We start from the raw sequence: 25,039 nt of genomic DNA, 5'->3' as shown, positions 1-25,039 counted from the left end.
TCAGCTGGGGCGGCTGAAGACCAGGCTCGCGTTGGTGCCGCCAAAACCAAAGCTGTTGGACATCACCGTGTGCAGATCCGCATCGCGGCTCTCGCGCACGATCGGGAAGCCTTCCGCCCGCGGGTCCAGCTGCTCGATGTTGGCCGAGCCGGCGATGAAGCCATCGCGCATCATCAGCAGGCTGTAGATGGCCTCATGCACGCTGGCAGCACCCAGTGAATGCCCGCTCAGCGCCTTGGTCGAGGACAGCGGCGGCACCTTGCCGGCGAATGCCTCGCGCACGGCCTCCAACTCGACGATGTCGCCGGCCGGGGTCGAAGTGCCATGGGTGTTGAGGTAGTCGATCCCGCCCACCGGCGTACCGTTGAGGCCGGCCAGCGCCATGCGCATGCAGCGCACCGCGCCCTCGCCCGAGGGAGCCACCATGTCCGCGCCGTCGGAGGTCACGCCATAGCCGGTGAGTTCGGCCAGGATCGTCGCCCCGCGCGCGACCGCGTGCTCGTACTCTTCCAGCACCAGCATGCCGCCACCGCCGGCAATCACGAATCCGTCGCGGTCCGCGTCATACGGACGCGAGGCGCTCAGCGGGGTGTCATTGCGTTTGTTCGACAGGGCGCCCATCGCATCGAACTGCGCGGTCATCGCCCAGTGCAGCTCTTCACCGCCGCCGGCGATCACGACGTCCTGGGCACCGTGGCGGATCAGGTCCGCACCGGCGCCGATGCAGTGCGCCGAGGTGGCGCAGGCCGCGGAGAGCGAATAGCTCACGCCGCGGATCCCGAACGCGGTGGAAAGCGTTGCCGAGACCGTCGATCCCATCGAGCGCGGAACCATGTACGGCCCCACCTTGCGCACGCCGCGGTTGCGCAGCAGGTCTGCGGTTTCCACCTGCCACTGCGGCGAACCGCCGCCGGAACCGGCCACCAGGCCGGTGCGCTCGCTGCGTACCTGTTCGTCGGTCAGCCCCGCAGCGGCAATCGCGTCGCGGGCGGCCACATACGCATACGCAGCGGCGTCGCCCATGAAGCGCTTGAGCTTGCGGTCGATCTCAGCCGTCAGGTCGATCTCCGGCACGCCGGCCACCCTGCTGCGCAGGCCAAGTTCTTCGTACTCGGGCACAAAGCTGATGCCCGGGCGGCTTTCGCGCAACGACTTCGACACCGTTTCCAGGTCATTGCCCAGGCACGAAACCACGCCCATTCCGGTCACTACCACGCGACGCATGATCAGAAGCCCTCAGTGGAGGAAAACAGGCCCACGCGCAGGTCGGAGGCCAGGTAGATCTCACGCCCGTCAACCAGCGTACGGCCGTCGGCAATCACCAGGTCCAGCTTGCCGCGCATGGTGCGGCGGATGTCGATTTCATAGCTCACCACCTTTGCGCCCGGGAGTACCTGGCCGCTGAATTTCACCTGGCCCACGCCCAGCGCACGTCCCAGGCCGGTCGCGCCCAGCCACGGCAGATAGAAGCCGCACAGCTGCCACATGGCATCCAGGCCCAAACAGCCGGGCATCACCGGATCGCCTTCGAAGTGGCAATCGAAAAACCACAGGTCCGGACGGATATCCAATTCGGCCTTCAGCTCGCCCTTGCCGTAGCGGCCACCCTCGGTGGAGACATGGGTGATGCGGTCGAACATGAGCATCGGCGGCGCGGGCAGCCGGGCATTGCCGGGGCCGAAGAGTTCGCCGCGCGAACAGGCGAGCAACTGCTCATAGTCGAAGGAGGAAGGCTGTTTCATGTCGTCCAAAGGTGGGGGAACCCTTCTATTTTGCGTGTTTTGCCGGAAAATTTCCGGGACGCCATCCGCACGCCGGGTTTCGGCGTCCGGACGGCGTATTCAGCAGTAGCGCGTGGGGTCGGCAATGCCGGCTCCGGAGAATCCTTCCGCGCGCAGCCGGCAGGCATCGCAGCGCCCGCAGGCGCGCCCCGCGGCATCCGCGCTGTAACACGAGACCGTTGCCGCGAAGTCCACGCCCAGGCGCACTCCTTCGCGCACTATCCCGTCCTTGCCCATCGCCATCAGCGGTGCGTGCACCCGGATCCCGGCCCCCTCCACGCCTGCCTGGGTGGCCAGGTTGGCCAACGACTGGAAGGCATCAATGAACTCCGGACGGCAATCGGGATAGCCGGAATAGTCGACAGCGTTGACCCCGCAGAAGATGTCCGCCGCGCCCAGTACCTCGGCCCAGCCCAGGGCAATGGACAGCATGATCGTGTTGCGGGCCGGCACGTAGGTGACCGGGATGTCTCCGGCGCCGTGCCCGCCAGCCTCGGGGACGTCGATATCGTCGGTCAGCGCCGAGCCGCCGATGCTGCGCAGGTCAACCGAGACGGTCTTGTGCGCCGCTGCGCCCTGTGCCTGCGCAACCCGAGCGGCGGCTTGCAGTTCCGCGGGGTGACGCTGGCCATAGTCCACGCTCAGCGCATGCACGGAAAAGCCCTGCTCGCGGGCGATGGCCAGGACCACGGCGGAATCCATGCCGCCGGACAGGAGTACGACTGCTTTCTTCATGAGTCTGCCTCAGCGTCCCGGTTCGTCATTCCAGAGGATTTTGTGCAGCTGCATCTGGAAGCGCACCGGCAGGCGGTCGGCAACAATCCAGTCGGCCAGATCACGCGGGGCCAGTTCGCTCTTGCTGGGCGAAAACAGCACGTCGCAGCGGGCTGGGATGTCGTACTGGCGCACGATGCCGCTGGCCCACTCATAGTCCTCGCGCCCGCACAGGACGAACTTGACCTGGTCGTGGGGCGTCAGCAGGTCGATGTTCTCCCAGAGGTTGCGGTGGGCTTCACCGGAACCCGGCGTCTTGATATCCAGCACCCGGCTCACCCGCGGATCGACGCGACCGATGTCGATTGCGCCGGAGGTTTCCAGGGACACCGCATGACCGGCATCGCACAGCCGCTGCAGCAGGTCCACGCAGCGCTTCTGCGCCAGCGGCTCGCCGCCGGTCACGCACACGTGGCGCACTCCGTGGCGGGCGACTTCCGCGACGATGTCGTCGATCGTCCACCATTGCCCGCCGTGGAACGCATAGGCGGTATCGCAGTAATGGCAGCGCAGCGGGCAGCCGGTCAGGCGCACGAACACGCTGGGCCAGCCGGCTTCGCGTGCTTCGCCCTGCAGGGACAGGAAGATCTCGGTAATCCGGAGCCGGTCGGCCGCCGTGGCGGCGTCAGGGACAGCAACTTGGGTCATGGGTGCAATTGTACGGAGCCTACCGGATCCCGGCAGAATCAGACCTCAGCGCAGACGGCTGAGGCGGATGACGCGAAGGCGATCGTCGGCGGTCACCGCCGCATCGCTGCCGGGATAACGCTCGATCACCTTGGCCAGCGTCTGTTCCGCGGATTCCATGTCCTGCCGGCCGTACTGCGACAGGCCCACCTTGAGCAGCGCACGCGGCGTGCGCGAATCCTCGGGGAAGCGCTGGATCAGGGCTTCGAACGCGCGCTGGGCGGCGTCATAGTCCTCCAGCACGTAAAAACTTTCACCCAGCCAATACTGGGCGTTGGGAACCAGCGACCCGTCCGGGTGGGCACTGAGGAACTGCCGGAACAGCTCCGTCGACTTTTCATAATCGCCGGCACGCAGGGCGCTGAAGGCCACCTCATAGGCGGCTCGCTCATCGGGATCCTGTGCTGGCAGGCGCGGCCGCTCGGCGGCACCTGCATCCGTCTCCGGCACGGGGACCGGCAACGATGCACCGGCCTCGCCCTCAGCCGGTTCCGGCACGAAACCGCTTTCCAGGCGGTTGAGCCGCCCGTCCGCATCCAGGTACTGGGCGCGGCTGGTCTCGCGCATCTGCTCGATGCCGTGCTGCAGCTCTTCGATCTGCGAGCGCAGCTGCACCACTTCGCGACGCAGCTCGTTGACCTGGTTCAGCAGGTCGACATTGGAGGTGCGGGTGGTGGAATCCTGGCGCTCCAGCGCGGCCACGCGATCGGCGAGGCTTGCGCGCTGTGCAAACGCGGGTGCAGCGGCCACAAGGGCCGCCGCAACCACGACTGGAACAATCAGTCTACGCATGACGCCAGCGATCAGCGTGCGCTGTAGACGATCTCAACGCGACGGTTGCGCGCCCAGCAGTCTTCGTTGACATCGGTGCAGCTGGGGCGCTCTTCGCCGTAGCTGACGGTGGTCAGCTGGGTGCCGGAACCGCCATTGGCCTGCAGGGCGGAGGACACCGCGTTGCCGCGGCGCTCACCCAGACCCAGGTTGTAGTCACGGCTGCCGCGCTCGTCGGCATGGCCTTCCAGGGTGATGCGGGCGGAAGGGCGGTCACGCAGGTACTTGGCGTGGCAGGCCATCTGGGCCTGGAACTCCGGACGCACCGACTCCTGGTCAAAATCGAAGTACACCACCCGCTGGCGCAGGCAAGCATCGGTGTCCAGATCCTCGGGGCCGAAAACACCGGCAGTGGGGGCGGGCGCAGTCGCGGTCGGCGGCGGCGCGGCCGGCGGCGGCGGCGCTTCCTCCTGAACCTGGCGGGCGCAGCCAACAGCGGCAACGCACAGCGCAGCGATGAACACGATACGGGTGGTGGTCTTCATCTCGTCGATCCTATGGTTGAACAACAGCGTTCAGGTTGATGGAAACAATGTGGAGACGGCGTCAGCGTTGTTCCCGGAACGGACCCCAGGCCGGCTCGCGCACGTCACCATCAGCAAGCACCAGGCGCTGGCGCACTCGGCCATCGGACGAAACGGCGTACAACACCCCTCGCCGTCCCTCACGTGCCGCGTACAGGATCATGCTGGCATTCGGTGCAAAGCTCGGTGATTCATCGAGCGAACCTGGCGACAGCGTGGACCAGCGCGGCGTGCCGAGGCTTCGATCCAGCACTGCAATACGGTACACGTTGCCCGCGCCTTGCGCTACGGCAATCTTCTGCCCATCGAAGGAAACACTGGGGTCGGAGTTGTAGCTGCCCTGGAAGGTCGTCCGGCTCTCTCCGCCGCCGCTGGCAGGCACCTGGTAAACCTGCGGCCGGCCGCCGCGATCGGAGGTGAAATAGATGCTGTTGCCGTCATGGCTCCAGGCGGGCGAGGTGTCGATGCCGAAGTGGTTGGTCAATCGGGTCAGCGCCTTGCTGCCCAGATCCATGACATAGATCTCCGGATTGCCGCTGCGCGAGAGCGTCAGCGCCAGCCGGCTGCCGTCCGGCGAAAATGCGGGCGAGGCGTTGATGCCGCGGAAGCTGGACATCAGTTCGCGGCCGCCGGTGGCGATGTTCTGGATGTAGATGGCCGAGTTGCCGCCTTCAAAGCTCACGTAGGCCAGGCGGTTGCCATCGGGGCTCCAGGCCGGGGAAAGCAGCGGCTCATTGGAGCGCACCACCGTTTGCGGGTTGAATCCGTCCGAATCAGCCACGATCAGCGCGTAGCGTGCGCTTTCACCGGCGCCGGTCTGGGTGATATAGGCGATCCGGGTCCAGAACGCACCGCGCACGCCCAGGATCGCTTCGTAGATGGCATCCGACATCTGGTGGGCCACATCGCGCATGGCGCTGGCGCGGCCGGTCATGGCCATGCCCAGTACGCGCTCCTGCTTGGCCACGTCGAACAGTTCGTACTCCACCCGGTAGCCGCCACCAGCCGCGTCCAGCACCCGGCCGACCACCAGGAAATCCTGCCGCAGCATGCGCCAGGTGGGGTACTGGACCTCGGCGCCGCGGGTCGGCCGCTCGACGATGTCGCGCTCGGGCAGCGTACGGAACTGGCCCGAGCGGTCCAGGTTGGCGCGGATCACCGCGGCCACGTCGGTATCGGGAGCGGTTGCCGAGCCCTGGTAGGGCATGGGCACCACTGCGATCGGCAGCGCCGAGGCGTGGCCGCCGACGATATCGATCTCCAGGCCCTGCTGTTGCGCCATGACGGCAACGGGCAGCAGAAGCGCAAACAGGGCAGCGAGGAAGCGGGTCATGGATTTCATCGTCTGGCTCGACATTGGAAAATAGGGAATGCTCACAACGCTACAGCTTGGCCGCTGGGCGTGGAGGATTGATGAACGGCAACCGTCGCCGCGTGCTCACCAGCTGCTGTAGGAGCGCGCCATGCGCGCGAAGCCGCGTGACAGTGATCGGTTCGCGCAGGCGAGCGGGGGAAGGCCCGTGATGTTCCGGATTTTCGGCAATTGTAAGAGTTGCAGACGTCACGCGGCTTCGCGCGCATGGCGCGCTCCTACCGGTCCCGGGCGGTGAAATTGAGGTTGAGCCTGCGGTTGAACACCGATTCGAAACCGGCATACGGCAGCGGTTCGGCCCGGCGCACCGCAGCCTCCACCGATCGCCGTCCCAAGGCGTCATAGGGGCAGGAACTGTCGAATTCGACATTCATCACCTGCCCGCCTGGCAGCTGGGTGATGTAGATCCGGCAGCGCTGGCCCAGGGCCACGTTGTCGGGACGGGTCCAGTTGCGCACGATCGCTTCTTGCAGCGCAGTGGCATAGCGGTTAGCCAAGTCGTTATCACCCGACTGTCCGCCTTGTGACGGGCTGGCGGCTGAGCTCGCAACTTGCTCGGCATCACGCCGATCACGGGCGCTGGCGATCTGCTGCAGCTTGCGCTCGGCCTCCTCCGCCTCGCGCTGCACCCGCGCCTGCTCTGCGCGCAGCTTGGCGAGCTCCTGCTCGCGTTGCTGCCGGGCCAGGCGGCGCTTCTGCTCGGCCTCTTCCTGCTTCTGCCGTTCGGCCAGCTCGATCTGCTCCTGGCGCCGGCGCTCTTCCTGTTCGCGCTCGGCAACCAGCTCGGACTCGGCGTCGGCGCGGGCCTCGTCCTGGTCCACCACGTCGGGCTCCGGGATCTGCTCCTGCGGTGCGGGCTGCGGCTCCACCTCGGCATCATCGGGAACCGGCTCAGGCAGCGGCTGCGACGGGGGCGCCGCGTCTTCCTCGACCGGCTCGGGTGTGGGCTCAGGCTCAGGCTCCGGCGCGGGCATGGGCTCGGGCACCTCGGCCAGCGCCTGCTGGGCGGCTGGCGACAGCGCGTCGGCATCCACCAGCTCGGCGCTGATCGGCACGCCGGCCGCCTGCGGCGCCGCGCTGCGGGTCCAGTGCAGGCCAAGGAACACCAGCGCGAACAACAGCACGTGCAGCAGCAGCGCCAGCACGACCGCCTGGACGGTGTCGGCACGCGCCTCACGCATTTATTCGCCGCCCTCCTGCGGACGGCTGATCAGGCTCACCCGGGTCACCCCGGCCTGATTGATGGTGTCGATGGCGCGGATCACGCTCTGGTAGCTGGCGTCGCGATCGCCGTTGACCAGCACGCTGGCACCGGGATTCTGGTTGTGGATGGCCTGCACGCGCTCGCGCAGGCCGGCCACGTCGACGATCTGGTTGACGTTCTCGATCATCAGCCCCAGCGAGCCGTCCGCGTACACGCTCACCACCACCGGGTCCTTGGGCGAGCCCAGCGAGCGGGCGCTGGAATCGGGCAGGTTCACCTGCGTGCCGAGGTTCAACAGCGGCGCGGTGACCATGAAGATGATCAGCAGCACCAGCATCACGTCGATGTAGGGAACGACGTTGATCTCGTTCTTGAGCTTGCGGCGGTGGCGGCGGCGATTGGAGATGACCGACATGGGGACTCCGGACTACAGGGCGATCAGGCGAACGGTCGAAGGCGGGCAGCGGGGCGGGCCCGCGTCACGGTCATTCGTCGGGGTAGGCCTGGCGCTCCAGGATCGAGGAAAACTCGTCGGCAAAGGACTCGTAGCGGGTGGCGATGCGCTCAACCTTGGTGGCATAGCGGTTGTAGGCCCACACCGCCGGGATCGCGGCGAACAGGCCCATCGCGGTCGCGATCAGCGCCTCGGAAATACCCGGGGCGACGGTGGCGATGGTGGCTTCCTGCACGTTGGCCAGGCCCTGGAAGGAAATCATGATCCCCCACACGGTGCCGAGCAGGCCCACGTACGGGGCGATCGAACCGACGTTGGCGAGGAATTCCAGGTTGTGCTCCAACCCTTCCAGCTCGCGCGAGGTGGCCACGCGCATGCCGCGCTGGGCACCCTCAAGCTGGCTGGCCGGAGTGGCGCTGCGGCGTTCGCGCTGGCGCGAAAACTCACGGAAGCCGGACTCGAAGATCAACTCCAGGCCCCCGATCTCGCGGTTGCGCTCGGTGGCGGCGGCGTACAGCTTGCCCATGTCCGAGCCGGACCAGAACTTCTCCTCGAACCGGTCGGCTTCGCGCTGGGCGCGGTCGAGCAGCTTCTTCTTGCGGAAGATGATCACCCACGAGGCGATCGATGCGGCCAGCAGCAGCAGCATCACCAGCTGCACCGGGATCGAGGCATGCAGGAGCAGCTGCAGCATGTCGATGTCCCCGCCCACTGCGGTGGCCGCTTCAACCACGCCGGCATCCGCGGGCAGCTGGCTGGCCAGCGCACCGTCCTCTGCGGGCAACGGCTGGATCTCGGTGGCCTGCAGCAACATCGTCAGTGGAATCATGCATCCGCTCCAGATTTCTGTATTTGGTATGGAACCAGTTCGGCAAGGAGCGCCTCCGGGATCGCCCGGGGACGGAATCCTTCCGCATCCAGCGCCGCCAGCCGCACTTGCGCGTCCAGCAGGCACTGGCCTTCGCGTTCAACCAGCTGGTCCACGACCAGGCTGGCCCGGCGGCATTCTCGCAGCGCCACCGTGACCTCAAGTACATCGTCCAGCCTTGCCGGCGCACGGAAGTCCATCCGCATCGCCCGCACCGCGAACACTAGGTTGTGCGAGGTACGCAGCGCTTCCTGGCCGTACCCGAGCGTGCGCATCCATTCGGTACGCGCCCGCTCCAGGAAAGCCACATAGCGCGCGTGGTACACCACGCCACCAGCGTCGGTATCTTCCCAGTACACCCTTGTCGGCAAGCTGAACGCTGGCTGCAACCTGGTCGTGTGGCTCAAAACTGCCCCTCCGTGCCGCCCTGGCCCGCGGCCTTGCGCAGCGGCTCCAGGCCCAGGTGCCGATACGCCTTGGCCGAGGCCATGCGTCCGCGCGCGGTGCGCACCAGGAAGCCCTGCTGGATCAGATAGGGTTCGATCACATCTTCCAGGGTGCCGCGCTCCTCGCTCAGCGCCGCGGCCAGCGACTCCACGCCCACCGGGCCGCCGTCGAAGTTCTCGATGATCAGGTTGAGCAGGCGCCGGTCCAGGTCGTCAAAGCCTTCCGGGTCCACGCTCAGCATCTTCATTGCCGCATCCGCCACCTGGCGGTCAATCTTTCCGCCCGCACGAACCTGGGCGTAATCGCGTACCCGCCGCAGCAGGCGGTTGGCGATGCGTGGCGTGCCGCGCGCGCGGCGGGCGATTTCCGCAGCGCCCTCAGGCTCGCAGTCGATGCCCAGGATCCCTGCCGAACGCCGCACGATCCGCTCCAGGTCCGCCGCGCTGTAGAACTCCAGCCGCTGGACGATGCCGAAGCGGTCGCGCAGCGGCGCGGTCAGCAGGCCTGCACGGGTGGTCGCACCAATGAGGGTGAACGGCGGCAGGTCCAGCTTGATCGAGCGCGCGGCCGGGCCCTCTCCGATCATGATGTCGATCTGGAAATCCTCCATCGCCGGGTACAGCACCTCCTCGACCACGGGCGGAAGGCGGTGGATCTCGTCGATGAACAGCACGTCATGCGGCTGCAGGTTGGTCAGCAGCGCGGCCAGGTCGCCGGCCTTTTCGATCACCGGCCCGGAGGTCACCCGCAGGCTCACCCCCAGCTCGTTGGCGATCACGTGGCTGAGCGTGGTCTTGCCCAGCCCTGGCGGGCCAAAGATCAGCACGTGGTCCATGGCCTCGCCGCGCTTGATCGCCGCTTCGATATAGATGGAAAGCTGCTCGCGGACCGGCTTCTGGCCCAGGTAATCGGCCAGCCTTTGCGGCCGGATCGAGGCCTCGACGGCCTCGTCTTCACGGGTCGCGTCGGCGGCGATGATGCGCTCTTCGGTCATCGCGCTATGGTCGCATAGCTGGCGTGCCCAAGACGCACGCGCTTGCGCGTCGTAGGAGCGCGCCATGCGCGCGAAACCGCGTGAATCGCGGAACCGCGCGGCGGGCCCGGAACCCGCGTACTCGCCGAAGCCACGCCCCACCGCCATGTGTCACGCGGCTTCGCGCGCATGGCGCGCTCCTACGCGAGAGCCGATCGTCGGGTTACAGGGTTGGCTGAAGGCCCCAGGCCTCCGCGGCGATGGTGAAGCTGCGCTTGCGGGCCTCCAGGCTGGCGAGGTTGGCAGTCAGGATCAGCTCGTTCGGGCGGTGGCGCTCGACGAAGTCGGCGATGCCCTCGCCCACGTCCTTTGCGTCACCGACCACCGAACAGGCCAGCGCCTGGCCCACAGCAGCCAGCTCCTGCGGGCTCAGCTCGGCGTTGATGTCATCCACCGGCAGCGGCACCTTGCCCGGCGGGCCGGGGCGCCGCAGGCGGGCGAACATCTGCTGCAGGGCGGTGAACTCGCGCTCGGCTTCCGCCCGGGTATCAGCGGCCACCACGTTCAGGGCCAGCATCGCGTAGGGCTCGCGCAGGTATTTGGAGGGCCTGAAATCGCGGTGATACAGCGCCAGCGCTTCGCTCATCATCGCCGGCGCAAAGTGCGAGGCGAAGGAATACGGCAGGCCCATGGCCGCGGCCAGCTGGGCGCCGAACAGGCTCGAGCCCAGGATCCACACCGGCACGTCCAGTCCCGAGCCGGGCACCGCCTGCACCAGCTGTCCCGGCTTCACCGGCTCGAAGTAGTGCAGCAGCTCGGCCACGTCCTGCGGGAACGCGTCGGCGCCCTCGTAATAGCGGCGCAGCGCGCGCACGGTGGGCTGGTCGGTGCCGGGCGCGCGGCCCAAGCCCAGGTCGATGCGGTCCGGATACAGCGTGGCCAGGGTGCCGAACTGCTCGGCCACCTGCAGCGGGGCGTGGTTGGGCAGCATCACCCCGCCGGCGCCGACCCGGATCGTCTTCGTGGCTCCGGCCACGTGGCCGATCAGCAGCGCGGTGGCGGCGCTCGCCACGCCCGGCATGTTGTGGTGCTCGGCCATCCAGTAGCGGCGGTAGCCCAGCGCGTCGGCGTGCCGGGCCAGGGCCACCATGTCGGAGAACGCGGTGGCAACGTCGCTGCCTTCGGCCACCGGAGCCAGGTCGAGGATGGAAAGCGGAACTTTGGGGGCTGGAGATGTCGTCATGGGCACAGGATGAGGGTGCCGGGAGCACATTGCCACCGGCCGGGGCGCACTTCAGATTTCCACCGGTGTCCCCAGCTCCACCAGGCGGTCGCCGGGGATATGGAAATAGGCCGAGGCCGGCGCCGCATTGCGGTGCATGGTGGAAAACAGCTTCTCCCGCCACAGGGCCATGCCGTGGCGTACGCCAGGCACCACGGTCTCGCGGCTGGTGAACCAGGTGGTCTCCATGGGATCAAACCAGAAGCCGTCCTCTTCATCGCTGGCGGCCATCAGCGCCACCGGCAGGTCGGGCGTTTCCATGAAACCGAAGCGCACCACCACGCGGTGGAATCCATCGCCGATCTCCTTGACCTGCAGCCGCTTTCCGCGCGGCGCGTACGGCACCGCCAGAGTGTCCACAGTCAGCGCCACGTTGCGCTCGTGCAGCACCTTGTTGTGGGTGAGGTTGTTCAGCAGCGCCGGTGGCACCACGCCGCGGTCGGCGGTCAAAAACACAGCGGTGCCCGGCACCCGCAGCGGCGGCGCCAGCAGCAGCCCCGGCAGGAACTCATCCAGCGGCGTGCCGTGCTCGCGGATGCGCGCGCGCAGCAGCAGCCGGCCCCGGCGCCAGGTACGCAACAGGGTGAACAGCACCAATCCCAGCAGCAGCGGAAACCAGCCGCCCTGCGGCACCTTGGCCAGGTTGGCGGTGGCAAAGGCCAGGTCCATCACCAGGAACAGCCCGCACAGCGGAAGTACCCAGCGCCTGCCCTGCGGCCACAGCGCATGGGCCACGATGGCCAGCAGCACGGTGTCGATCAGCATGGTCAGCGACACCGACACCCCGTAGGCCGCCGCCAGCGCCGACGAGCTGCCAAAGCCGATCACCAGCGCAATAACCACCACCATCATGGTCCAGTTGACCGCGGGGATGTAGATCTGGCCGATGGCGTCCCGCGAAGTGTGGCGCACCTGCATGCGCGGGATATAGCCCAGCTGCATGGCCTGGCGGGCAATGGAATAGCCGCCGGTGATCACCGCCTGGGAGGCGATCACCGTCGCCGCCGTGGCCAGCACGATCATGGGAAAACGCCCCCATTCGGGCACGCCGTAATAGAACGGATTGGCCGCGGCCGCCGGATCCTCCAGCACCAGCGCGCCCTGCCCGAGGTAATTGAGCATCAGGGCCGGCAGCACCACGGCGTACCAGGCAATGCGGACCGGTCGGGCGCCGAAGTGCCCCATGTCGGTATAGATCGCCTCGCCGCCGGTGACTGCCAGTACCACCGCGCCCAGGATGAATATCCCGCCCCAGGAGTGGTCGATGAAAAACCGCACCGCCCAAGTCGGGTTCACCGCCTTCAGCACCTCCGGCTCGTGCAGGATATTGGCTACGCCCAGCGTCGCAAGCACCAGGAACCAGAGAATGGTGACCGGGCCGAATACCCGCCCCACCTTCTGCGTGCCATAACGCTGGGTGGCGAACAGGGCCACCAGCACCGCCACGGCGATCGGCAGCACCCAATGGCTCAGCTGCGGCGCCGCAACCTCCAGGCCTTCCACCGCCGCCAGCACCGATACCGCTGGCGTCAGCACCCCATCGCCAAAGAACAGGGCCGCGCCGAGGACGCCGAAGATGCCAACCAGCCATGCCGCACGCGAGTCCGCCGGCAGGCTGCGCTGGGCCAGCGCCATCAGCGCCATGATCCCGCCCTCGCCGTCGTTGTCGGCGCGGGTAATGATGCTCACGTATTTCACCGTGACCACCAGCACCAGTGACCAGAACACCAGCGACAGCAGGCCGAGCACGGTGTCGTGGTTGGCCACCAGGCCGTAGTGCGGGGAAAACGCCTCGCGGATCGCGTACAGCGGGCTGGTGCCGATATCTCCGAACACCACGCCCAGCGCGCCCACGGTCAGACCGAACAGGCCTATCCGGTGGTGCCCATCCGTAGTGTCGCGGGCAGAGCGTGGTGCGGCCATGCGGGTGTCCTGGACGCGGGTGGGAGCGTCAGCGCAGTGCGGACTGTAGCGCCTTGCGGATGATGGCTTCCGCACCGTCGCCTTCGGCGCCAGCGGCCCGAGCCATCTTCTGCGCCTCGGCCGGACGGTAGCCCAGCTGCTGCAGGGCCACGATGGCCTCGGCCATGGGGTCAGCCGGTACCCCGCCGGACACCGCCGCAGGCGCTGCGCTGATCATGTCCGCTGCGCGGTCGCGCAGTTCCACCACGATGCGCTCGGCGGTCTTCTTGCCGATTCCGGGAATGCGGCACAGCGCGGTGATGTCGCCGGCCTGCACCATCAGGGCGAATTCGCCCACCGACGCCCCGGAGAGGATTGCCAGGGCGATCTTCGCCCCGATCCCGCTGACCCTCTGCACATCGCGGAACATGCGCCGCTCGGCCTCGGTCAGGAAGCCGTACAGGGACACAGTGTCGTCCTTGTGCGCGTAGTGGGTGGACAGCGCCACTTCGCGGCCCAGCTCAGGCAGTTCGTAGAACGTGCTCATGGGCGCTTCCAGCTCGTAGCCCACCCCGCCCACGTCCACCACCAGCCACGGCGGCTGCTTGTGGATGAGGATGCCTTTCAACCGTCCGATCATGTCCCCTCAATCTCCATTTACTCGCGCCTCCATTACTTGCGCGCCCAGGCCTGGCGCGTTCCCACGCCCAGGCGGCGGGCGCTGGCCCGCACGTGTGCGTGGGTGATGGCGGCGGCCAGCGCATCGGCCGCGTCGGCCTGCAGCTTGCCATGCAGGTTCAGCAGGATCCCGACCATGTGCTGGACCTGCCCTTTCTCGGCCCCGCCGCGGCCCACCACCGCCAGCTTGATTTCGGTGGCCGCGTATTCGTGCACCGGCAGGTCGCGCAGCACCGCGGCGCAGATCGCCGCCCCACGGGCCTGACCCAGCTTCAGCGCCGAATCCGGATTGCGGGCCATGAATACCTGCTCGATCACCACCTCATCGGGCCGGTGCTCATCGATCAGCCCGCCCAGACCGTCCAGCAGCAGCCGCAGCCGCCCCGGGAAGTCGGGCGCCGACAGCAGGACCACCGGACCGCTGAAAACGTGGGTCATCCGCCCGCCGGGATCGACATCAATGATGCCCACGCCGGTGCGCTGGGAGCCGGGGTCGATGCCGAGGATGCGGGTCATGTCGGGCTTGGGCGCCGCCATCAGGCGTAGGCGTCCTCGCCCAGGTCGGCGTTCGAATACACCGCCTGCACGTCGTCGATGTCTTCCAGCCAGTCCAGCAGCTTGACCACCTGCTGGCCGGTTTCGCCATCCACGGCCACGTCGGTGTCGCCGCGCCAGGTGACCTCGGCCTCGGCCGGCTCCGCCCCGGCTGCGATCATGGCGTCGCGCACCTCGGCAAAGGTGTCCGGATCGGTAAGCACGTCGATCGAGCCATCTTCGGGATAGGTGACGATGTCATCGGCGCCGGCCTCGATCGCAGCCTCGGTCACCTTGTCCTCGTCCGATCCGGGCGCAAAGCTCAGCACGCCGAGCTTGCGGAACATGAAGGCCACCGAGCCATCGGTGCCAAGATTGCCGCCAAACTTGCTGAAGGCGTGGCGCACATCAGCCACGGTGCGGACCTTGTTGTCGGTCAGGCAGTCCACGATCACCGCAACCCCGCCCGGGGCGTAGCCCTCGTAGCGGATCTCTTCGTAGTTCACGCCCTCCAGCTCGCCGGTGGCCTTCTTGATCGCGCGCTCGACGGAGTCGCGGGTCATGTTGGCCGCCAGGGCCTTGTCCACCGCGGTGCGCAGGCGCGGGTTGGAGGCGGTGTCACCGCCGCCGATGCGCGCCGCCACCGAAATCTCGCGGATCAGCTTGGTGAAAATCTTGCCCCGCTTGGCGTCCTGCGCGTTCTTGCGGTGCTGGATGTTCGCCCACTTGGAATGTCCTGCCATCTTGCTTGTGGTCCGGAAAAAAACGTGAAGGGATGCCCCGGATTATAGGCACCACGCCTGCGGGGCGCGCAGCGGCGGGCCCGCCAGACCGGCATCTGCTATAATGACCGGCGCTTCGCGGACCTTCCCTGCGCATTGAATTGCGCATGCCACGCGAACGCCCAAGCCGCTGCGTCCGGCTTTTTTTGTTTGCGCTTGTTTCCCAGCTTTTCTTTCGCAGCGCCTCTGGCGGCAGCAGCCGCCCTGCCCCCGGCACATCAGCATGCCGCGTGACGCAGCAAATCCGGCTGTTTTCACCTGGCCCCAAATGGCCCCCAACCCGGCGGATGCATCCCGCACGGGCGACTGTTGTGTTGTCTGCCGCCCGCGCCTGACGTCCCGCCAAAGGACCGTCCACCAACGTATGGAACAAACAGGAATCCACCAGCTCAGCTCCGGTACCGCCCTGCTGCTACTGATCGGCTTCTACGCCCTCACCTTCCTCATGTCGCTGACGATCATCCGCAAGAATGAGAACGTCGACGCGTACATGGTCTCCAACAGCGCCATCGGCTTCGGCATGGCCGCGGCCAGCATGATGGCCACCTGGATCTGGGCCGCATCGTTCTTCGCCAGCGCCACCTCCGGCTACCGCTACGGTATTTCCGGGCCGATCCACTACGGCCTGTGGGGCGCGCTGATGATCCTCTTCATCTACCCCTTCGGCCGCCGCTTCCGTGAAGTGGCCCCTGATGCCCACACGCTGGCGGAGATCCTGCATGCCCGCCACGGCACCTCCAGCCAGATGGTGATGGCGGTGTCCAATATCGTGGGCAGCTGCATCAGCCTGATGGTGAACTTCAGCGCCGCCGGCGCGCTGGTGGCAGTGCTCTCGCCCCTATCCTTCATCCACGGCGTGCTGATCGCCGGCGCCGGCGTGCTGGCCTACACCCTGTGGTCCGGCTTTCGCGCTTCGGTGATGACCGACTTCGCCCAGCTGGTGGCGATGGTCGTGGCCGCCGCCGTGCTGATCCCGATGGTGTACTTCAATGCCGGTGGCAGCTCACTGCTGCAGGAGGGCATGGTGCACTTGACCTCCGAACAGGCGAGCTTCTTCTCCGGCACGGCCTTCCTGGAACAGGGCGCACCCTATCTGGTGGCGGTGCTTGCATATGCGATCGGCAACCAGACCATCGCCCAGCGGCTGTTCGCCGTACGCCAGGACCTGATCAAGCCCACCTTCATGATGGCCACCGTCGGCTACGGCGCGGTGGTGATCGGCCTGGGCATGCTGGGCATGCTGGCACTGTTTGCCGGTATCACCCCGCTTGATGGCGACAGCAACAACCTGATCCCGCAGATGGCCTCGCAGTACCTGCCGCCGTTCGCGATCGGCCTGTTCTTCATCCTGGTGGTGGGCTCGCTGTCTTCCACCGCCGACTCGGACCTGTCCGCGCTGTCAGCCATCGTGATGACCGACCTTTACGGCAAGAACCTGGCCCGCAAGCGCCCGGACCCCAAGCTGATGCTGCTGATCGGACGCCTCACCATGATCGTGGCCACCGTGATCGGAATCATCTTCGCCAGCCTGCGTCTGGATATTCTCATCGTGCTGGTGTTCGTGGGCGCGCTGTGGGGGGCGATCGTGTTCCCGGTGATCACCAGCTTCTACTGGGATCGGGTGAACAACCGGGCGTTTACCTGGTCGGTGGCGGTTGCAGTGACCCTGTTCTGTCTGACCCGGTTCGAGCTGGTCCCGCTGGACGGCATGACCGGCTACCTGCTTGAGGGCGTTGCCCTGGTGGGTGCCGGCGTGGTGACCGGGCTGATGGCCTTTGGATTCTTCGGCAGGCGCGTCGCCTTCTTCGTGGGCAGCGCCACCATCATTGGCCTGTCGACGATCGTATTCGGCGCGCTGCGTGAGTACATCCCGCTGATGAGCGCCCTGGTGTCCTACGGTGCCAGCGCCATCGTCTGCACCGTGCTGAGCCTGCGCAACCAGGACCGCTTCGATTTCTCCCTGCTGGACCAGCGGGTACGCAACTTCCAGCTGACCGCCTTTGACAAGAGCCCGGCCGACAAGGTTCGCGAACCGGCCGACAATGAACTTGAATCAGGAGTCCGCGCATGAGCATCCCCCTGCTTTCCTTCTACATCCTCGTCTGGCCCGCCTTGGCCGTGCTGGTCATGATCGTACTGTGCGTGGCACTGGTGCGTGATATCCGCGCCGCCCGCAAGAAAGGCACCCGCATGGTGTAACCCGCAACGCCGGGGATCGGAACGCTTGTCCCGATCCCCGGAAGCGGGGCACCGCCCGTAGCCCGCGTGAAACGCTACGGGGAAGGCTTGCCGTGATCAAAAAATCCGGCGCCGAGGAACTGCGCGGTCTGCGCAGCCACCTCGTTCGAGAGCAGCATGCCTAAGTGACTGGCATGGACTACCAGGTGATCCGCCAGCGCCGGGCTGCGGGTCTCCTCCACCGCCACGGTGCCGTCGTGTTCGCCATCGAAGCCGCCGAAGAAGCGACCAAGCCCGTAGGGCGCGCTGCCGGCGATCATCCCCACCTCAATGCCTTCCGGCCAGGCTAAACAGCCGTCCAGCAGGACCCGCTTGCTGCGACCGAACCAGACATGTGAGAAGCGGTGTCGGGCCAGCCCCGCCGCTGCTCCGCTCCCGCACAGCGGAGAGCCCAGACACACAATTCGACCGACCGTTACTGCGGGATCTTTTTGCAAAGCATGCAGCGCGATCAGGCCGCCAAGGCTGTGCCCGACCACATGGGCTGGACCGCCTGCGTGCAGACTTTCCAGCAGCCGGCTGGCCGCGTTATCGGTGCCGTCGGTGACGCTGCGGTAGCCGAGGAGCTCCGGAGCGAAACCCTGGGCCCGCAGCCGTCGGGCCAGCGGCCACATGGTGGACCGCGTCATCCAGATGCCGTGGAGCAGGATGACGCGACGGATGGAATCGACAGGAGAGGGTGCGGACATGGGGGGATCTTATCGGAGGCCTGGCGATGCTTCTGGCAAATCACCGACAACCTTGAGGGACCAGCTGGGCACCCCTTGGCGGGACTGTCCGCGCCATGGACGGCGCGGGCAAGCCCCCATGGACGGGTTTACGGCGTGTCCCGCCAAGGGGTGTCCCGCTGGTTCGCGGGCAGGAGTCCGGACGCCCCTTCTAGCCGGGACATTCGCCGGGAAACAGGTGTCACGCGGCTTCGCGCGCGTGGCGCGCTCCTACAGGGGCGGGCGGCGGAGGATGAACTCGAGATCGCGGGCCTCGCCGACTTCGAACAGGTATTCGCCGACCTTTTCAAAGCCCCAGCGCGCGTAAAAGCGGTGTGCGCCCAGGTTTTCCGACCATGCGCCTATCCACAGCGTCCGCGGTCCGTCGCGCAGCAGCCAGGCCATTGCCGCTTCCATCATCCGCGCTCCGTGGCCGCCCCCCTGCCAGTCGGGCAGCAGGTACAGCCGCTTCAGTTCACCGTGGTCCCGCGATGCCTCCGGATGGGGCAATCCGCACGGGCCGGCGGCCATGTGCCCCACCGCCTCGCCGTCCGCTTCCAGCAGCCACACCGCGTAGTCCGGATGCGCCAGGATCACCCGCTGTTTCTCGACCGAGTACGCGTCTTCAAGAAATGCGCCCAGGTCCTGCGGCCGGTAAAGGTGGCCGAAGGTTTCGCTGAAAGTCCGCGCGGCGAGCGAAGACAGCGCCTGCGCGTCGTCGCCCGTCGCCCGTCGCAGCACCGCCTCCAGGCGATCAGCTCCCACTTGCATCGGGCCGCACCTGGATGTGCAGCTCCACCAGCTGCTGATCGTCGATTGGCGACGGTGCATCGGTCATCAGGCACTGCGCGCCGGTGGTCTTGGGGAAGGCGATCACGTCGCGGATCGATTCGGTGCCGGCCAGCAGCGCGGCCATGCGGTCGATACCGAAGGCGATGCCGGCGTGCGGGGGAGCGCCATACTTCAGTGCGTCCAGCAGGAAGCCGAATTTGGCCTGTGCTTCCTCGGCGCCAATGCCCAGCAGTTCGAACACCGCCTTCTGCATCGCCGGACGGTGGATGCGCACCGAGCCGCCACCGATCTCGTTGCCGTTGAGCACCAGGTCATATGCCCGGGACACCGCCGTGCCGGCCTGTTCGCGCAGGACCGAGGCATCGTCAATTGCCGGCGCGGTGAACGGATGGTGCAGGGCCACGTAACGCCCCGCGTCTTCGTCCCACTCGAACATCGGGAAATCCACCACCCACAGCGGCTTCCAACCCTTCTCGACCAGGTCGAATTCGACGCCAGCCTTGAGCCGCACCGCGCCCATGAAGGCGCTGACCACCGGATAGTCACCGGCGCCGAAGAACACCATGTCACCGTTGCCCGCGCCCACGTGGGCCAGCAGCGCGCTGAACTGCGCCTCGTCAAAGAACTTCTGGATCGGGGACGACACGGCTCCGTCCTCGCCTACCTTCACGTAGGCCAGGCCCTTGGCGCCGAACTTGGCCGCGTGCGCGGCGTAACCATCGATCTGCTTGCGCGACAGCGCCGCGCCGCCGGGGATCCGCAGCGCACACACGCGACTGCCGTCGGTGCCGGCCACATCGGCAAACACCTTGAAACCGCTGCCCTTGACCAGATCGGCCACGTCCACCAGTTCCAGCGGGTTGCGCAGGTCGGGCTTGTCCGAACCGTAGCGGCGCATCGCCTCGGCCCAGGTCATGCGCGGGAACGGATCGGCCAGCTCCACGCCCGCCACTTCGCCGAACACCTCACGAATCATCGTTTCCACCGTGCCCTGCACGTGGCTCTCATCGACCCAGGCGAACTCCATGTCCAACTGGGTGAACTCCAGCTGGCGGTCGGCGCGCAGGGCTTCGTCGCGGAAGCAGCGCGCGATCTGGTAGTAGCGGTCGAAGCCGGACATCATCAGGATCTGCTTGAACAGCTGCGGGCTCTGCGGCAGCGCGTAGAACTCGCCCGGGTGCTGGCGCGCCGGTACCAGGAAGTCGCGCGCGCCCTCGGGCGTGGCCCGGGTCAGGATGGGGGTTTCGATATCCTGGAAGTCGCGCGCATCCAGCCAGTGGCGCAGCGCGCTCACCAGCTTCGTGCGGATACGCATGCGGCGCTGCATCTCGGGATGGCGCAGGTCCAGATAACGGTACTTGAGGCGGATGTCCTCGCCGGGATTCTCGTGGTGGTGGAACGGCAGCGGCTCGGCCTTGTTCAGCACCTCGATCGCGGTGGCCACCAGTTCCACCTGACCGGTGCGGATCTTCGGGTTCACCGATTCACGGCGCCGCACGGTACCGGTGACGCGCAGGCAGTCCTCGTATCCCACGCCGGCCGCAGTGGCGATCACCTCGGCGTTGCCGGCGGTATCCGACGGCTCGGCCACCACCTGCACGATGCCGTGATGGTCGCGCAGATCGATGAAGCACAGACCGCCAAGATCGCGGGCCACGTCGGCCCAGCCGCAGAGGGTGACGGTCTGGCCGATCAGGGACTCGTCGATCAGGCCGCAAAAGTGGGTACGCATGCAAACTCCGGACAGCCCGCGCAGGGGCGCGGAAAGCCCGATATTTTAGCTGGTTGGGGGCAAGGTTTAGAATGTGGCCATCGACACGCGCCCCGCCCCGCCCCCGTCCGCCCCCTCCCGGAGCCCGATCGCCACCGTCAAATCGCTGGCCGCATTGCTCACGGGCGTGGCCCTGTTGCTGATGGGCAGCGGCCTGCTCAGCACCCTGATTGCAGTGCGCGGCGGCCTGGAAGGCTACAGCGAGCAGACCCTTGGCCTGGTGATGTCGGCCTATTTCGCCGGCTTTTTCCTGGGCACCTACGTCGCGCCCGGGCTGATCCAGCGGACCGGCCACATCCGCGCCTTCGCGTTCTACGCCGGCCTGTGCGCGGCCATGGTGCTGCTGCATCCGATCTTCGTCTCGCCCTGGGCCTGGGGACTGCTGCGCCTGGGCACCGGAATCGCCCTGGTGGGCCTGTACACGGTGATCGAGAGCTGGCTCAACGTGCAGGCGCCGCCGGAGCAGCGCAGCCAGGTATTCGCGGTCTACATGGCGGTGAACCTGCTGGCCCTGGCGGCCGGCCAGTGGCTGATCGGGCTGGCCTCAACGGCCGGGTTCGTGCTGTTCAACCTGGTGGCCATCCTGATCTGCATGGCCGCGCTGCCGGTCACCGCCAGCCGCATGGTGCAGCCGGAGCTGCCCGAGGTTCCCAGGCTGGCGTTGAGCAAGCTGTTCAAGGTGGCGCCCGCGGCCACGCTGGGCGCCCTTCTGGCCGGCCTGGCAGTGGGCAGCTTCTGGGGCCTTGGTGCGGTATTCGCCACCCGTCTGGGCTTGGAACTGAGCGGCGTGGCCCTGCTGGTGAGCGCAACCATTCTCGGCGGAGCCGCCCTGCAGTGGCCGATCGGCCGCCTGACGGATGGCACCGACCGGCGCACCACCCTGGCATTGGTGTGCGTGTTGGCCGCCGTCGCGGCGTTGGGCATGATGCTGCCGGTCGGCCAGTCGGGATGGCCGCTGTACACGCTGGCCTTCATCTTCGGCGGGCTGGCGTTTGCGATCTATCCGATCTGCATGGCCCACCTGCTTGACCACCTGACGCCGGATAAAACCCTGGCCGCAGGCAGCAGCCTGCTGCTGCTCAACGGCGTGGGATCGGCGATCGGACCGGCGCTGGCCGGATTGGCCATGACCCGCTGGGGTGCAGAGGCACTGCCCGCTTTCTATGCGGCCACGCTGACACTGGCCGCCCTGGTAGCCGGCGCGCGCAGGGTGTTCCGCCCGCGCGAGAACGACACCCCGTCCGAGTTCCACCTGATGCTGCGCACCACCCCGTCGGCGATCGAGCTGCTGCCGGAGGTGGAAGGGGACGCGGAAGCGGCAGTGGAAGAAAACCGCTGACCGACCTGGCCCGAGGGCCGTGGCGCTCAGCTCGACGGGTTGGCGGCTGGTTCGCTCTTCGCAGGCTTGGCGGCCGGCTCGGCCGCAGTGGAGCTTGCACCTTCGCCTGAACCAGCCAGATTGCGCCTGCCTTCTCCTTCCTTCTTGAAATCGGTCTCGTACCAGCCGCTGCCGGCCAGCCGGAACGACGGCGCGGTCACCTGCCGCTTGATCGCGCCCTTGGCGCAGGACGGGCAGCTGTCCGGATCGGGATCGGACATTTTCTGCAGGCGATCGAACTGATGACCACAGGCAGTGCACTCAAAACCATAGATCGGCATGGCAACGGACTCGAACTGGCAAGTGTGAAAGTGAAAACCCGGACATGGGATGGGGCCGGAGACGCCGGTTTCAAGCCCCTGCACCGGGCACAAAGAAAAGCGGCGGCCCCCGGGGAGCCGCCGCGCTTGTCAGATGAAGCTGAAAGGCTCAGTAGCCCCAGGGCGTGGGCGGGGCTTCCACCGGCTGGGTGAGGTCGAACTCGACCTGGAACAGGCGGCCTTCCGGATTCGCATCGCTCACCGGACGCGACAGCTCGTAGAGGAAGCGCTGGCCGGGCTCGATTTCCATCGCCCACACGTTGGTGATGGAGACATCCAGGCCCTCGCGCGTGAACAGGTCGATCGACTCCCGGTCGATCGGGAACTCCTGCCGCTGGGAGGTGCCGGGGCCCACGGTGTCGCCGCCGTACATGGTGACCGGATCGTCGCTGCCGTCTTCCAGGCGGTGGTCGTGCTTGAGGCGCAGGCCATCGTCGGTACGGGTCAGCAGCCAGGTACGCGAATGGTTGTCGCCCACGTGGAAGGGCACCTGCAGTTCGCGGGTCGGGTCGTCGCAGCCGCGCACGTGCATCACCAGGTCCTGGCCGTCGAATGCGTCGGGCTCGGGCGAAGCGGGATCGTTGGTGAGGACGCGGCCGGCGAACGCCTGTCCGCAGTGCTCGGCCAGACGGATGAGGAACTCGTCGGCCGGGATGGACACATCCTGGGCGGCAGCTGCGGCTGCGGCCGCGGCGGCTTCTGCCTGCGGATCCACGGCATCGGCTGCCGGCTCGGTGGAAGGTGCGCATGCTGCCAGGGCAACGGCAAATGCGATCGATACGGGAAGAGTGAGCTTGTTCATCCGCGCACGGTAACCTCCGCCGTCGCAGCGCGCAAACCGCAGCTCAGTCTTCCAGCAGCTCCAGCCAGCGCTCCTCGGCCACCGACAGCCGCTGGGCAACAGCCTCCCTCTCTCCGCCGAGTTCGGTCATGCGCCCGGCATCGGAATGATGGGCAGGGTCGGCCAGCGCCGCGTCGATCCTGCCCAGCGCTGCCTCAAGCTCACCGACCTCACGCTCGGCCTCCTGCAGCCTGTGCGGATTGACCTTGCGCGCGGGAGCCGCCGGCTTGGCCGGCTCGGGGACGGACTGGGCACTGGATTTCTTCCCGCTTTCCCCGCGCGTTTCCCCCTGCCGGGCACGCAGCCATATCGCGTACTCATCCAGGTCACCCTCGAACGGCTTGACCTCCCCGTGCGATACCCGCCAGAAGCTGTCGCTGACCAGGCCGATCAGGTGCCGGTCGTGCGAGACCAGCACAATCGCGCCTTCGAAGTCACTCAGCGCCTCGGCCAGCGCCTCGCGCATGTCCAGGTCCAGATGGTTGGTGGGCTCATCCAGCAGCAGCACGTTGGGCTGCTTCCAGGCGATCAGCGCCAGCGCCAATCGCGCCCGCTCTCCGCCGGAAAAGCCGTCAATGCTTTCAAACGCACGGTCACCGGGGAAGAACCATTTCCCCAGGAAATCCCGGAACGCCTGGCTGGACGCATCCGGCGACAGCTCACGCAGGTGATCCATCGGCGAGGTGCCGGCCACCAGCGATTCCACCGTGTGCTGGGCGAAGTAGCCGATCCTCAAGTCCGGGTGCGCCGCGCGCTCTCCTTCCAGCAGCGGCAATTCGCCCACCAGAGATTTGACCAGGGTGGATTTGCCGGCGCCGTTGGGACCCAGCAGGCCGATCCGGTCGCCCGCCTCCAGCCCGAAGCCAACGTTTTCCAGAATGCGCGCATCTTCGCTGTAGCCGCACACGCCATCATTGATCCGCAGCAGCGCGTGCGGCAGCTTCGCCGGCTGGGGGAATTCAATGTGGAACCCGCGCTCGGCGCGGACCGCCTCGGTACCGGCCAGCTTGGCCAGCCGCTTCATCCGGCTCTGGGCCTGGCGCGCCTTGCTGGCCTGGGCGCGGAAGCGGTCGATGAATTTCTGCAGATGGGCGCGTTCGGCCTGCTCCTTGTTGTGTGCGATCTGCTGCTGGCGCAGGTGTTCGGCACGCTGGCGCTCGAAGGCGGTGTAGTCGCCCACATACAGCTTAGCCTTGCCGTCATGCAGGTGCAGGGTGTGGGTGGACACGCCGTCCAGGAACTCGCGGTCATGGCTGATCAGCAGCAGCGTGCCCTGGTACTTGAGCAGCCACTGTTCAAGCCACAGCACCGCGTCCAGGTCCAGGTGGTTGGTGGGCTCGTCGAGCAGCAGCAGGTCGCTGGGCATCATCAGCGCGCGGGCAAGATTCAGCCGCACCCGCCAGCCACCGGAAAACGAGCTGACCGGACGGTGATGGGTGTCAGCCGAGAACCCGAGGCCGTGCAACAGCCGGCCCGCACGCGCTTCGGCGTCGTAGCCGTTGAGCTCGGCCAGGCGCTGGTGCGCGGCGGCCACGGCGTCCCAGTCCTCGGCAGCCACGGCGTCGGCCTCGGCCTGCAGCGCGGCGGCCACTTCAACATCGCCCGACAGCACGAAGGAGATCGCGGGATCGGGCAGCGAGGGCGTTTCCTGGGCCACGCTGGCGATGCGCAACCGCGACGGCAGGTCCAGGTCGCCAAGGTCCGGCTCGACCTCGCCGCGGATGGCGGCGAACAGCGATGATTTGCCGGTTCCGTTGCGGCCGACCACGCCCAGGCGCCATCCGGCGTGCATGGCCAGGTCCACTCCGGACAACAGCAGGCGCTCCCCGCGACGCAGGGCAAAGTTTCTGAAAGAGATCATGGGGCCGATTGTAAAGGTCCGGACGCGGCGACCGGCGC

At 67.2% G+C, this 25,039-nt stretch carries 26 protein-coding genes; 3 read left to right on the top strand and 23 right to left on the bottom strand.

The genetic code is table 11. The annotated features are described in order from the left end of the window. The 17 genes from fabB to ACW7G3_RS08255 all read right to left on the bottom strand — a co-directional run bounded on the left by fabB (position 1) and on the right by ACW7G3_RS08255 (position 15,054). The gene (gene fabB / locus ACW7G3_RS08335) at positions 1–1,224 is read right to left on the bottom strand and encodes a beta-ketoacyl-ACP synthase I (protein ID WP_456982246.1); all 1,224 of its coding nucleotides are present in this window, start codon (positions 1,222–1,224) and stop codon (positions 1–3) included. 2 nt (positions 1,225–1,226) lie between these two features. Continuing rightward, positions 1,227–1,742, bottom strand: coding sequence for a 3-hydroxyacyl-[acyl-carrier-protein] dehydratase FabA (fabA, locus tag ACW7G3_RS08330; protein ID WP_456973564.1), 516 nt, complete (start codon positions 1,740–1,742; stop codon positions 1,227–1,229). A gap of 99 nt (positions 1,743–1,841) precedes the next feature. Then, entirely contained in the window at positions 1,842–2,516 is a 675-nt protein-coding gene (gene queC, locus ACW7G3_RS08325) for a 7-cyano-7-deazaguanine synthase QueC (RefSeq protein ID WP_456982244.1), read from the bottom strand. 9 nt (positions 2,517–2,525) lie between these two features. Next, positions 2,526–3,203, bottom strand: a complete 678-nt coding sequence (gene queE / locus ACW7G3_RS08320) for a 7-carboxy-7-deazaguanine synthase QueE (protein ID WP_456982242.1) — start codon at positions 3,201–3,203, stop codon at positions 2,526–2,528. 45 nt (positions 3,204–3,248) lie between these two features. Then, complete coding sequence (ybgF, locus tag ACW7G3_RS08315; protein WP_456982240.1) at positions 3,249–4,034, bottom strand: tol-pal system protein YbgF; 786 nt, start codon at positions 4,032–4,034, stop codon at positions 3,249–3,251. Positions 4,035–4,045: 11 nt separating this feature from the next. Then, a complete protein-coding gene (pal, locus tag ACW7G3_RS08310; RefSeq protein ID WP_456973572.1) occupies positions 4,046–4,558 on the bottom strand; it encodes a peptidoglycan-associated lipoprotein Pal in 513 nt (170 codons plus the stop codon). 61 nt (positions 4,559–4,619) lie between these two features. Continuing rightward, complete coding sequence (gene tolB / locus ACW7G3_RS08305; protein ID WP_456973574.1) at positions 4,620–5,939, bottom strand: Tol-Pal system beta propeller repeat protein TolB; 1,320 nt, start codon at positions 5,937–5,939, stop codon at positions 4,620–4,622. Between the two features lie 248 nt (positions 5,940–6,187). After that, positions 6,188–7,150 carry a cell envelope integrity protein TolA gene (tolA, locus tag ACW7G3_RS08300; protein ID WP_456982239.1) on the bottom strand — a complete coding sequence of 321 codons (963 nt, stop codon included), beginning with the start codon at positions 7,148–7,150 and terminating at the stop codon, positions 6,188–6,190. Then, positions 7,151–7,588: a protein TolR gene (tolR, locus tag ACW7G3_RS08295; RefSeq protein WP_456973578.1), complete on the bottom strand. Its 438-nt coding sequence runs from the start codon at positions 7,586–7,588 to the stop codon at positions 7,151–7,153. Positions 7,589–7,658: 70 nt separating this feature from the next. Further along, positions 7,659–8,456 (bottom strand): protein TolQ, encoded by a 798-nt coding sequence (gene tolQ / locus ACW7G3_RS08290; RefSeq protein ID WP_456982237.1) that lies wholly within the window; start codon positions 8,454–8,456, stop codon positions 7,659–7,661. Further along, on the bottom strand, positions 8,453–8,902 hold the full coding sequence (ybgC, locus tag ACW7G3_RS08285; protein WP_456982235.1) for a tol-pal system-associated acyl-CoA thioesterase: 450 nt from the start codon (positions 8,900–8,902) through the stop codon (positions 8,453–8,455). Before ybgC ends, tolQ begins: the two co-directional genes overlap by 4 nt. Continuing rightward, positions 8,899–9,936 (bottom strand): Holliday junction branch migration DNA helicase RuvB, encoded by a 1,038-nt coding sequence (gene ruvB / locus ACW7G3_RS08280; RefSeq protein WP_456973584.1) that lies wholly within the window; start codon positions 9,934–9,936, stop codon positions 8,899–8,901. The genes ybgC and ruvB overlap by 4 nt, the downstream gene beginning before the upstream one ends. Positions 9,937–10,138: 202 nt before the next feature. Next, complete coding sequence (locus ACW7G3_RS08275; protein WP_456973586.1) at positions 10,139–11,158, bottom strand: LLM class flavin-dependent oxidoreductase; 1,020 nt, start codon at positions 11,156–11,158, stop codon at positions 10,139–10,141. 51 nt (positions 11,159–11,209) lie between these two features. Then, a complete protein-coding gene (locus tag ACW7G3_RS08270) occupies positions 11,210–13,120 on the bottom strand; it encodes a potassium transporter Kup (RefSeq protein ID WP_456982233.1) in 1,911 nt (636 codons plus the stop codon). Between the two features lie 28 nt (positions 13,121–13,148). Beyond that, complete coding sequence (gene ruvA / locus ACW7G3_RS08265) at positions 13,149–13,739, bottom strand: Holliday junction branch migration protein RuvA (RefSeq protein ID WP_456973590.1); 591 nt, start codon at positions 13,737–13,739, stop codon at positions 13,149–13,151. 32 nt (positions 13,740–13,771) lie between these two features. Then, a complete protein-coding gene (gene ruvC, locus ACW7G3_RS08260) occupies positions 13,772–14,293 on the bottom strand; it encodes a crossover junction endodeoxyribonuclease RuvC (RefSeq protein ID WP_456973745.1) in 522 nt (173 codons plus the stop codon). Between the two features lie 20 nt (positions 14,294–14,313). After that, positions 14,314–15,054, bottom strand: coding sequence for a YebC/PmpR family DNA-binding transcriptional regulator (locus tag ACW7G3_RS08255; RefSeq protein WP_456973592.1), 741 nt, complete (start codon positions 15,052–15,054; stop codon positions 14,314–14,316). Between the two features lie 403 nt (positions 15,055–15,457). Between ACW7G3_RS08255 and ACW7G3_RS08250 the strand changes: the two genes are divergently transcribed. Both ACW7G3_RS08250 and ACW7G3_RS08245 read left to right on the top strand, forming a co-directional pair. Further along, positions 15,458–17,164: a sodium:solute symporter family protein gene (locus tag ACW7G3_RS08250; protein WP_456982232.1), complete on the top strand. Its 1,707-nt coding sequence runs from the start codon at positions 15,458–15,460 to the stop codon at positions 17,162–17,164. After that, positions 17,161–17,292 carry a putative transporter small subunit gene (locus tag ACW7G3_RS08245; protein WP_456973595.1) on the top strand — a complete coding sequence of 44 codons (132 nt, stop codon included), beginning with the start codon at positions 17,161–17,163 and terminating at the stop codon, positions 17,290–17,292. Before ACW7G3_RS08250 ends, ACW7G3_RS08245 begins: the two co-directional genes overlap by 4 nt. Positions 17,293–17,366: 74 nt before the next feature. On the opposite strand, the gene ACW7G3_RS08240 is transcribed toward ACW7G3_RS08245, so the two are convergent. The 3 genes from ACW7G3_RS08240 to aspS all read right to left on the bottom strand — a co-directional run bounded on the left by ACW7G3_RS08240 (position 17,367) and on the right by aspS (position 20,562). Beyond that, positions 17,367–18,020: an esterase/lipase family protein gene (locus ACW7G3_RS08240; protein WP_456973597.1), complete on the bottom strand. Its 654-nt coding sequence runs from the start codon at positions 18,018–18,020 to the stop codon at positions 17,367–17,369. Positions 18,021–18,269: 249 nt separating this feature from the next. Further along, positions 18,270–18,809, bottom strand: coding sequence for a GNAT family N-acetyltransferase (locus ACW7G3_RS08235; RefSeq protein ID WP_456982230.1), 540 nt, complete (start codon positions 18,807–18,809; stop codon positions 18,270–18,272). Further along, a complete protein-coding gene (aspS, locus tag ACW7G3_RS08230) occupies positions 18,793–20,562 on the bottom strand; it encodes an aspartate--tRNA ligase (protein WP_456982228.1) in 1,770 nt (589 codons plus the stop codon). The genes ACW7G3_RS08235 and aspS overlap by 17 nt, the downstream gene beginning before the upstream one ends. Before the next feature lie 145 nt (positions 20,563–20,707). On the opposite strand from aspS, the gene ACW7G3_RS08225 reads away from it, so the two are divergent. Further along, on the top strand, positions 20,708–21,940 hold the full coding sequence (locus ACW7G3_RS08225) for an MFS transporter (RefSeq protein ID WP_456982410.1): 1,233 nt from the start codon (positions 20,708–20,710) through the stop codon (positions 21,938–21,940). Between the two features lie 26 nt (positions 21,941–21,966). Here the strand turns inward: ACW7G3_RS08225 and ACW7G3_RS08220 are convergent, their stop codons facing one another. From ACW7G3_RS08220 to ACW7G3_RS08210, 3 genes are all read right to left on the bottom strand, one after another. Continuing rightward, positions 21,967–22,260 carry an FmdB family zinc ribbon protein gene (locus tag ACW7G3_RS08220; protein ID WP_456973603.1) on the bottom strand — a complete coding sequence of 98 codons (294 nt, stop codon included), beginning with the start codon at positions 22,258–22,260 and terminating at the stop codon, positions 21,967–21,969. Between the two features lie 148 nt (positions 22,261–22,408). Beyond that, entirely contained in the window at positions 22,409–23,101 is a 693-nt protein-coding gene (locus ACW7G3_RS08215; protein WP_456982226.1) for a hypothetical protein, read from the bottom strand. Between the two features lie 43 nt (positions 23,102–23,144). Next, positions 23,145–25,001, bottom strand: coding sequence for an ABC-F family ATP-binding cassette domain-containing protein (locus ACW7G3_RS08210; protein ID WP_456982224.1), 1,857 nt, complete (start codon positions 24,999–25,001; stop codon positions 23,145–23,147). Between the last annotated feature and the right edge of the window lie 38 nt (positions 25,002–25,039).

The organism is Luteimonas sp. A478 (genome assembly GCF_054052025.1).
Note: the sequence above shows the minus strand (reverse complement) of the source record. Positions and strands in the feature narration are given on the sequence as shown.